Origin of the sequence: Dinghuibacter sp. (genome assembly GCF_035492835.1) — a bacterium.
Lineage (GTDB): Bacteria > Bacteroidota > Bacteroidia > Chitinophagales > Chitinophagaceae > Dinghuibacter.
This window is the reverse complement of the sequence record NZ_DATJIY010000090.1, coordinates 1-8,154: the sequence shown is the minus strand read 5'-3', so window position 1 is coordinate 8,154 and position 8,154 is coordinate 1. Positions and strand designations below refer to the sequence as shown.

The 8,154-nt window shown below is 56.9% G+C and carries 10 protein-coding genes; 5 read left to right on the top strand and 5 right to left on the bottom strand.

Annotated elements, in window-relative coordinates; genetic code table 11:
* Positions 1-146: 146 nt before the first annotated feature.
* From VL547_RS08410 to chrA, 3 genes are read left to right on the top strand one after another with little or no spacing between them, the layout of a single operon-like run.
* Positions 147-656: a hypothetical protein gene (locus tag VL547_RS08410; RefSeq protein WP_325577208.1), complete on the top strand. Its 510-nt coding sequence runs from the start codon at positions 147-149 to the stop codon at positions 654-656.
* The gene (locus VL547_RS08405) at positions 653-1,354 is read left to right on the top strand and encodes a peptidase E (protein ID WP_325577207.1); all 702 of its coding nucleotides are present in this window, start codon (positions 653-655) and stop codon (positions 1,352-1,354) included. Before VL547_RS08410 ends, VL547_RS08405 begins: the two co-directional genes overlap by 4 nt.
* 20 nt (positions 1,355-1,374) lie before the next feature.
* Positions 1,375-2,643, top strand: a complete 1,269-nt coding sequence (gene chrA / locus VL547_RS08400; RefSeq protein WP_325577206.1) for a chromate efflux transporter — start codon at positions 1,375-1,377, stop codon at positions 2,641-2,643.
* Here the strand turns inward: chrA and VL547_RS08395 are convergent.
* The 4 genes from VL547_RS08395 to VL547_RS08380 form a co-directional block, all read right to left on the bottom strand.
* Positions 2,640-3,182 carry a dihydrofolate reductase family protein gene (locus VL547_RS08395; RefSeq protein ID WP_325577205.1) on the bottom strand — a complete coding sequence of 181 codons (543 nt, stop codon included), beginning with the start codon at positions 3,180-3,182 and terminating at the stop codon, positions 2,640-2,642. The genes chrA and VL547_RS08395 overlap by 4 nt on opposite strands.
* A 28-nt stretch (positions 3,183-3,210) precedes the next feature.
* Positions 3,211-3,762, bottom strand: a complete 552-nt coding sequence (locus VL547_RS08390) for a dihydrofolate reductase family protein (RefSeq protein ID WP_325577204.1) — start codon at positions 3,760-3,762, stop codon at positions 3,211-3,213.
* A 2-nt stretch (positions 3,763-3,764) separates the two neighbouring features.
* Positions 3,765-4,169, bottom strand: coding sequence for a hypothetical protein (locus tag VL547_RS08385; protein ID WP_325577203.1), 405 nt, complete (start codon positions 4,167-4,169; stop codon positions 3,765-3,767).
* Between the two features lie 132 nt (positions 4,170-4,301).
* Positions 4,302-5,669, bottom strand: a complete 1,368-nt coding sequence (locus VL547_RS08380) for a hypothetical protein (protein WP_325577202.1) — start codon at positions 5,667-5,669, stop codon at positions 4,302-4,304.
* 54 nt (positions 5,670-5,723) lie between these two features.
* Between VL547_RS08380 and VL547_RS08375 the strand changes: the two genes are divergently transcribed.
* Positions 5,724-6,413 (top strand): CTP synthase C-terminal region-related (seleno)protein, encoded by a 690-nt coding sequence (locus VL547_RS08375; protein WP_325577201.1) that lies wholly within the window; start codon positions 5,724-5,726, stop codon positions 6,411-6,413.
* A 397-nt stretch (positions 6,414-6,810) separates the two neighbouring features.
* Positions 6,811-7,497, top strand: a complete 687-nt coding sequence (locus VL547_RS08370; RefSeq protein ID WP_325577200.1) for a hypothetical protein — start codon at positions 6,811-6,813, stop codon at positions 7,495-7,497.
* A gap of 224 nt (positions 7,498-7,721) precedes the next feature.
* On the opposite strand, the gene VL547_RS08365 is transcribed toward VL547_RS08370, so the two are convergent.
* Positions 7,722-7,913, bottom strand: coding sequence for a hypothetical protein (locus VL547_RS08365; RefSeq protein WP_325577199.1), 192 nt, complete (start codon positions 7,911-7,913; stop codon positions 7,722-7,724).
* Between the last annotated feature and the right edge of the window lie 241 nt (positions 7,914-8,154).

The following is an 8,154-nucleotide window of genomic DNA, read 5'->3' as shown; positions in this document are numbered from 1 at the left end:
CTCGTCATCAACGTGCGCAAGCTCTACAAGGTCCGCAACCTCGAAGCGTCGCAGTGGGCGTCGCTGTGCGCGATACAGGACGCGGGGTATGCGTTTTCGCAGATGCGCGTGGTGCTGCAGAAGGAGTCGACGACAACCGCGGCGAAATGAGGTTTGTTATCGTCTTTTTGCTTTCTGCCACCGTGTGCTGTGCCCAACACCAGGGCGTTGACCGGTTACACATCGCCCATGCCGCTACCATGATCCGGCGATACGTGCCGGACAGCACCTTTATGTTGTATAGCGTGAACGACGACTTTATTCTTTTGCGTTCGCGTTCCTCGGGGGTGTGCATGTACTATCTGAGTCTTGATTCGGGTTTTTTGGACAGCGCTCTTTTGGGGCCCGCGGATTCGGTGTTGATTTCCGGGTTCCGGCATTTCCGCTGCGACCGCTGTTTTGCCTATTCCGTGGGCGACTCGTCTGCAAAAAAATACTATTTTAACAAGGGTTATGCGTATTTTTTGTACGTGAACAAAGGGACCAAGGTGTGTGAGATCAGCCTGCCGTCGCTCCTCGTGCGGTGGCCGATCGACGACCGGTTGGTTCAGGCGCTGTTTCAAAAACAGCTATACTATTTTTATACCAGGAAAATCCACTCTACGGCTTCGCCATGAAACGACAAATCATAGCCATGGGCGGCGGCGGCTTCTCGATGGAGCCCGGCAACACGCTGCTCGACCAGTACATACTCGACCAGGCCCGCCGGAAGCGCCCGGCCGTCTGTTTCCTGCCGCACGCCACCGACGCCGCGGAACGGTACGCGTTGAATTTCTTTAACGCCTTTTCCCGGCTCGATTGCCGGCCGTCCTGGCTGTCGCTCTTCACGCCGCCCACCGCGGACCTGGAGACCTATCTATTGGAGCGTGACGTTATCTATGTCGGCGGCGGCAACACCAAAAGCATGCTCGCCCTCTGGCGCGAATGGGGCATCGACGCTATCCTGCGCAAGGCCTACCAGCAAGGCATCGTCCTGGCCGGTATCAGCGCCGGCGCCAACTGCTGGTTCCAGGAATGCAGCACCGACTCCGTCCCCGGCCCGTACACCGTATTGCCCTGCCTGGGTATCGTCAAGGGCAGCTTCTGCCCGCACTACGACGGCGAAGTCGACCGCCGTCCCTCCCTCCACCGTATGCTCAGGGAGAATAAGATCATGTCCGGCTACGCCGCGGATAACAGCGCGGCCGTCCACCTCGTCGATGAGGAGCTTTGGGAGTGCGTGGGGTCCGTGCCCACGGCTCGGGTGTATTCTGTGCGAAAGAGTGGGGCGGAAGTTATTGAGGATGAGTTACCTACAAGATTCCTGGGGAGCTAAAATCGCGTACCTTCGCGGGCGTGAAAACCCCGTCTTTTCCCCCTTCGCCCGTAGAGCCTGATTTGGAGCACCCCTCTTTCCGCGAAGCCCTCGCCTTTTGGTTCAAGCTCGGCTGGATCAGTTTTGGCGGCACCGCCGGCCACATCGCGATCATGCACGACTACCTCGTCGACCGAAAGCAATGGATCAGCAACAGTAAGTTCTTTCACGCGCTCAGCATCTGCATGCTGCTGCCGGGGCCGGAGGCGCAGCAGCTCGCCATTTACGTGGGGTCGCTGCTCCATGGGAAAAAGGGTGGGGTGGTGGCGGGCGTGCTGTTCGTGCTGCCTTCGATGTGTATCCTGCTAGCGCTGTCGATCGTCTATGTATCCTTTGGCGGGGTACCTTGGATGTATGCGCTCTTCGGGGGACTCAAACCCGCGGTGATTGCATTGATCGTCGTGGCGTTGGTCAAGGTGGGGCGGAAGTCGCTGCACTCCGCTTTGCATTATGGCGTGGCTGTTTTAGCGTTTGTTTGCATATTTTTCTTCAACGTACCGCTGCCGCTGATTATACTGGGGACGCTGGCGATCGGTTTTTTCTCGCGTCGATCCCTGCCCGGCGAAACTTCCGAGCCCGTTGCGGCCGAGCCCTTTTCCTGGCGGGCGTTCTTCCTGCTGGCCCTCGTTTTTGCGGTGCTCTGGGCTGCGCCCCTGGCGCTGTTCTATGTCTCGGGCGACTTCACCTTCTGGCGCGGGCTCGTCCTCTTCTTTACCCAGGCCGCCCTCTTCACCATCGGCGGCTCGTATACGGTGTTGCCGTATGTCGCGCAATTCGCCGTCCTGAAATTCGGCTGGTTATCCCGCGCCCAAATGGTCGACGGCTTCGCCCTGGCCGAAACCACGCCGGGGCCTCTGATCATCGTGGTGGGTTTTGTCGGGTTCATGGCGGGGTACAACCACTTCCACGCCTCTGTGCTGCTGGGCAGTATCGCCCTGGTCGCAACGACGTACTACACTTTTTTACCCTGTTTCTTTTACATCTTCGCCGGCGCGCCGCTGATCGACCGGTCGCACAGCAGCAAGGCCCTCAGCGGAATCCTGGGACTCGTCGCCGCCGCCGTCGTCGGGGTCATCCTGAACCTGACGATTTTCCTCGGCCGGGACGTGCTGTTGCCCGGCGGACATTTCGATGGGTTTGCTTTCGCGTGGATTCTCTTGTCGCTGGGGCTTGTTCTTTGGGGGAGGATGAACGTGGTATATTTGATCTTGATCAGCCTCGGGGTAGGACTGGCGCGATACCTCGTCTAGGCGGGAACGTACGTACTGATCGTCTCCAGGTGGCCAACGGCGACCGACCTGATCAATTTTAGCTTTTTGCGCGTCTTGAAAATCCTCATGCCCTCACCGAGGGCCACCGGGATGACGAAAAGGTGGTACTCGTCGACGAGGTCGAGCTCGATGAGGTTGCTGACGAACCCGGCGCCGCCATAGACGAGGAGGTCCTTGCCGGTTTCGGCTTTCAGGGCGCGGACCGTGGTGGCCAGGTCGCCGCCCGCGACTTCGACGTTTCGACCGGGGATGGCGGTTTGGGTGCGGCTAAAAACGATCTTGCGCATACGGACCATGCGTCCGGCCAGTGGTTGTTCGGGGTCGCCGGCGACGACGTTTTCCCAGTGATCGATAAAGTCGCGGGCCATCTTACGCCCCATCAGGATGGTGTCGCAGGTATCGGCCAGGTCGATGACGGGCTGTTGTCCGGAGCCGGTGTGTACCCACTCTGATTCGCCGTTGGGGCCGGCGATAAAGCCGTCGAGGCTTATATGGACTTGGAGCTTTAGTTTCCGCATATGTGTTATTGGGCATGCGACCCGGATTTTAGGCGGGCGACCCGGCGGGTCTGTAAGTCAGCCGCACGGCGTCCTCGCCGACGGCGCGGGTATCGATGAGATCGAGCGGCGGGCGGGCGGCGGCAAAATAAGGCTTGCCGGAGCCCAGCACGTAAGGCCGGAAGTAAAGCCGGTATTCGTCGATAAGACCGAGCCTGGTAAGCTCGCCCGCGAGCGTCGGGCCGGCGACGTCGATCTCGCCATCCATGTCGGCTTTGATCCGCCGGACGAATCCGCCCAGGTCTTCGTGCAAGAGCGTCGCGTTGGGCCCGACGCTCTTGAGCGTGCGCGAAAACACCCACTTGGGTTTCGAGCGCCATGCCGCGGCAAAGTCGTGCTCTAATGCCTTCCAATCGGGCTGGTCTTCGTCCCAATACTGCATGATGTCATACATGAGGCGTCCGTAGAGGATCCCGGCTAACCCACGGACGTGATCGTTGAAATGACGATGCAGCCCGACACCGGGCGGCGTCAGCCCACCCTGTGCGTCGGCTACGTACCCATCGAGCGACTGCATCATGCCAAACACCAGTTTTGCCATAGCTATTTTATTGGTACCATACAGAGAACCGAAGCGCCGACATACTCCTCGACACCCATGGTGCCGGGATCGACGCCGGGCGCGTCGACCAGTTGTTTAAAGGCCCGGCCGATGGACGGGATGTCTTCCATAAAATTCTGTACCTCCAGACCGATGTATTCGCCTTTTTGGAGGGTGTAGGGCTCGGCGCCCAGCTTTTCGGCCTCGCCGGCAAAACGTTCTTCCACCGCCGCCTTGTAGACCATGCTGCCCTTGCCGTCGGGCCACGAGAGACCGAACAGCCGCCTTCCCACAGGGTCGGGGACCGTGGAATGAAGCTGCTGGAAGGCCATCGCCACCCCTTGCGGGAAGGAGTCGGCGGTGACGCAGCAGAGGCGGATTTCACGGGGAAAAGTATATGTTTTCATGGCTATACCTTTTCAACGGTAAAGCTAGTGCAATACCCGGGTAAAAAAAGGGGGTGAAAGGGTCATTCCTGGGGGGTGTTCGCGACGGGCGCGCGCGCCGGGTGCCCCGGGGCGTTCGCGGCCCGGGCCCGCCTAGAGCTTCACCATCGCCCAGCTCCCCGAGAAAACCTTCCCGTTGCCCTCGTCGATGACCCACGTACCGGTGAAGCTGATTTCGCGGGCGTCGAAAAAGCCGGTGAAGTGGATGTCCTGGGCGGGTCGGTCGGGGAACTTTTTGATAAAGCTGATGAGCTCGCGGTCGACAAAGCCCCAAACGCTCGCCTGGCCGGCGTGGTCTTCGTCCACGCTGGAGCCTTCGAGCTGACCGGACTTGGACCGGAGGGTCAGCTGGAATTCGCGACGGCTGCCGAACAGCGGCGCGCGGAAACCCTGGCCGTATTCGTAGTAGCCTTCCCAAAAGCCCTCCAGGAGCGAGTCCTTGACGTCGGACACAAAGGCAGGGTGGGCGAGCGGCGTACGCAGATAGGCCAGCAACCGGCTGGGGATGGAGTACGTCAGCGTGTGCCCCTCCATCGCCTTGGGGAAACGTTCGAAGCGGTTATGGTGGAACCAGTAGAGGTCGTTGCTCAGCGGGGAGTGCCCCTCCCGGTAATAGCGGTTCACGAGGTCCGCCATCTTGGTAAAGGCCGCGTTGAAAGCCACGGTTTCGGCAATGGGATAGATAAAAACGCACCCCTTGGAGGGGAGCGCGATCATCGACCCGACCTTGCCGATCCACTCCGCGCAATGGTTGGCGAAATCCAGGGCAAAGGCCGCCGCATAGTCCTTGTCCAGGAGCGTGACCACCGTAAAGCCTTCGCCTTCCTGTTCTACCACCTGTATCTTTTCGCGCTGGTCGGCCAGGTTGCCGTAGGCCGTCCAGAGCAGCTCGTCTTCGTCTATGCCCCAGTGATTGATCTCCGACCGTTGCAGGATGTGGAACTGACCCGGCAATTCCAGCGCCAGGGCGGCGTAGAGGTCCGGGATGATGGTTTTGAGCAGGTATCCTTCGATGGGGAAGCGCTCGTAGGTCGAACGGCTGTGCAACCGCACCGTGAGCTTGTCTTTGGCGGCGTCGAAGGACTCCAGCAGCCCCTCCAGCGCCAGTTGGTCCGCCCGGTGAAGGTCGATGCATTCAGCGATCCGGTCGGTCCACAGCGACCGGTCCTCGCACACGAGCTGCTGCACCAGGTGTGTCAGGTTCAACTGCCGCCAGACCGGCGATTCCGCCGGCGTATAGAACAACAACCCTCCATCCAAACGGAAAATAAACTTACTCTTCCGGAAATGCCGCAGCGTCTGCGCCACCACCCAAGTATAGGCCTCCTGGCTGATAACCCCCGTAAGCTCCAGCGGAACGCGGTCGTCGGGCGCCAACCCGGCGGCCTCGGAAGGCGGAGTTTCCGCGGCGGGTGGGGTCCACGGGCGAAAGAAAGAAGTGATTCGATCGAACAGCTTCATAATAGGGTACAAATCGTACTTTGAGGCACCGCGCCCGTTGGCGCTATATCGGTTATGAAGCTAGCAATAATTGGCGACTTTCGGAAGGAAAATGCGACGCACGTGGCCACAAACGAGGCTATTAACCACTCGCTCACGCAGATCGGCGCCTCGCTGGACGTGGAATGGGTGCACACAGCCACAATTCCGACCCGGCTCGCTCAGTTCGCCGACGCGTTCCTGATCGCACCCGGTAGTCCTTACGCCGACATGGCCTCGGCGCTATCCGTTATCCGATATGCCCGCGAAAACGGCATCCCTACATTCGGTACCTGCGGCGGTTTTCAACACATCGTTATCGAATACGCCCGGAATGCGCTCGGGCTTACGGACGCCGACCACGCCGAGTCCAATCCCTACGCGTCCCGCCTCGTCGTCACCCCGCTGACGTGCTCGCTCGTCGGTCAGCGGCTGGACGTAGCCGTCAGACCGGGCTCGCTGGCCCATACGCTTACCGGACCGCGGCTGACGGAAAACTATTACTGCAACTTCGGCCTCAACCCCGACTACCAGGACGCCCTCGATCGCTCCGGTCTCCGCATAGCCGCCACCTCGGACGACGGCGAGGTCCGCATCCTCGAGCTGGCCGGCCACCCCTTTTTTATGGGGACGCTTTTCGTGCCCCAGGCGAGCTCCACGGCGGCGCATCCGCACCCGCTGGTGACGGGCTTCCTGCGCGCTGCGCTGAGACAACGACACCGGTAGCCACGAAGATGCCTTGACAAGCCGCTGTGTAGAAGAAATCGAGAAAAAAATAAAGTGCACATTAGGCGAGATGCAGGTCGTCAACCTGTTAAAGGAGTATGAAACCGGCCCGAACGCGGCCGAGTGCAGATTTATAATTTTGAGGTGGAAAAAGTGCCGACTTTTCTTTGGAATTTTTTCAAAGATTCCGAATCCTTAAAAAAAATCACATTGAAAATTCAGCGTAGAAATAGAGCGCTTTACTTAATAGGCATACTTGAAGTTATCCCTTTTTTAGGCCCTAATACGTCGGATGATATATATCCAGATTTTCCAGTTTTAGATAACGACAAGGCCTACCCTAGAGGGTTACCGGTACGCCAGCCAGTATGGATAAATTGAACCAAAATAGCAGTATATGCGAAGTAAAACGATAGTAATAGGTGTGGGAATCGTGACTAGTCTTTTAATGTTATATATAGCTATTGGATGGCTTCAAGGTCTCAGACAGGTCAGTCGTTATCATCAAGTGGCGCATGTTGAGACTAGTGATACAGTCATTGAGGAGTATATGACACTGTTTTCGCCTAGCATGAAAGAGTACGCTAAACCTGGTGTATCTTATTTGTTGAATGGTAGAAACCCGTTTGGCACATTTGATATAAGAAATAACAACTGCCTAATTATTTCCAAACTTGACGATACAATACACGTATTGTTGACATCCATACTGGCAGTATCCCAAGAAGCCACTGCAGGAACTATGGATAGCGTTTACAATGCCATCGATGAGGGGATTTTTAAGTTGGACCACTTGCCTTTTAATAAGGGGCATATCGAGCATGTTTACTTAGCGGCTGACGGCGATTCGGTCAACAAAGTTATGGTGAATGACTCTACAGTCAGGATTCATTGCCTGGCGAAAACTTTTTCGGTGAAATATCGGTCAAATGGGCCAATAGATATTTATGGAGGCGTCAAATATGACAACCAATTAATGTTGCCAATAGATATCTTTTTTCTAAAGAGAAGATCGGCTCTTTATTTTGCGGTGGTCTCCATTAATGATCGGAATTCATTACAACTGTCCAATCCATTTAAGTGAAGATGTGCCTATGAAGGCGTTCGGGATTCGGGAATAAAATAAACTGATGGGTTCCGACCGGGTTATATATCAGCTATACGATGGGGTCACTATTTCTTCCGCTTATCGCAATAGTTGTGGCTTATTGGTGTGGAGTTAAATAAGTGATTAGCATCTCCACCCGCTGGTGACGGGTTTCCTGCGCACTGCACTAGGCCGGCACGCCGGGTAGCCTTGCGGCCGTGTTACAGATCCCGCTTGTCCAAAAAGACACCCGTGCCGGTCATTTGCACCGGGCCAAAGTAAAGACCATAGTTTTCGCGGACGCCGGCGGCCTTGACGAGGCGCTCGTGGAGGGCGTCCGGTTGCTTGACGCCGTTGACGATGAGCTCGGTGTCGCTGAGCCCGAACCACTCGACGGCTACGGCGTGGTCCAAATACGGTCCTCTATCGAAAAAGGTTAATTCCGGCTTAATGAACTAGCAACCTTTTGGGGATAATCAGCGGTCGGAGGAGGGGGTATTTTCCCCGTTTCTATTAAACTCTGTTTAATTCGGGAGTAAAAATTTTGAGAAGCGGATTTTTTTCTTTTAGATTTATGGCGTCCTAATGTTGGGACGCCTTTTTTCGTCCGCACTCTCCGAAACAGCTTATCACAACCTGACAACCCAACTTGAA

Coding starts and splice junctions, on each gene's coding strand:
- VL547_RS08385 (WP_325577203.1), bottom strand. CDS start 4,169: ATGAAAACATATACTTTTCCCCGTGAAATCCGCCTCTGCTGCGTCACC.
- VL547_RS08375 (WP_325577201.1), top strand. CDS start 5,724: ATGAAGCTAGCAATAATTGGCGACTTTCGGAAGGAAAATGCGACGCAC.
- VL547_RS08380 (WP_325577202.1), bottom strand. CDS start 5,669: ATGAAGCTGTTCGATCGAATCACTTCTTTCTTTCGCCCGTGGACCCCA.
- VL547_RS08405 (WP_325577207.1), top strand. CDS start 653: ATGAAACGACAAATCATAGCCATGGGCGGCGGCGGCTTCTCGATGGAG.
- VL547_RS08395 (WP_325577205.1), bottom strand. CDS start 3,182: ATGCGGAAACTAAAGCTCCAAGTCCATATAAGCCTCGACGGCTTTATC.
- VL547_RS08410 (WP_325577208.1), top strand. CDS start 147: ATGAGGTTTGTTATCGTCTTTTTGCTTTCTGCCACCGTGTGCTGTGCC.
- VL547_RS08370 (WP_325577200.1), top strand. CDS start 6,811: ATGCGAAGTAAAACGATAGTAATAGGTGTGGGAATCGTGACTAGTCTT.
- VL547_RS08390 (WP_325577204.1), bottom strand. CDS start 3,762: ATGGCAAAACTGGTGTTTGGCATGATGCAGTCGCTCGATGGGTACGTA.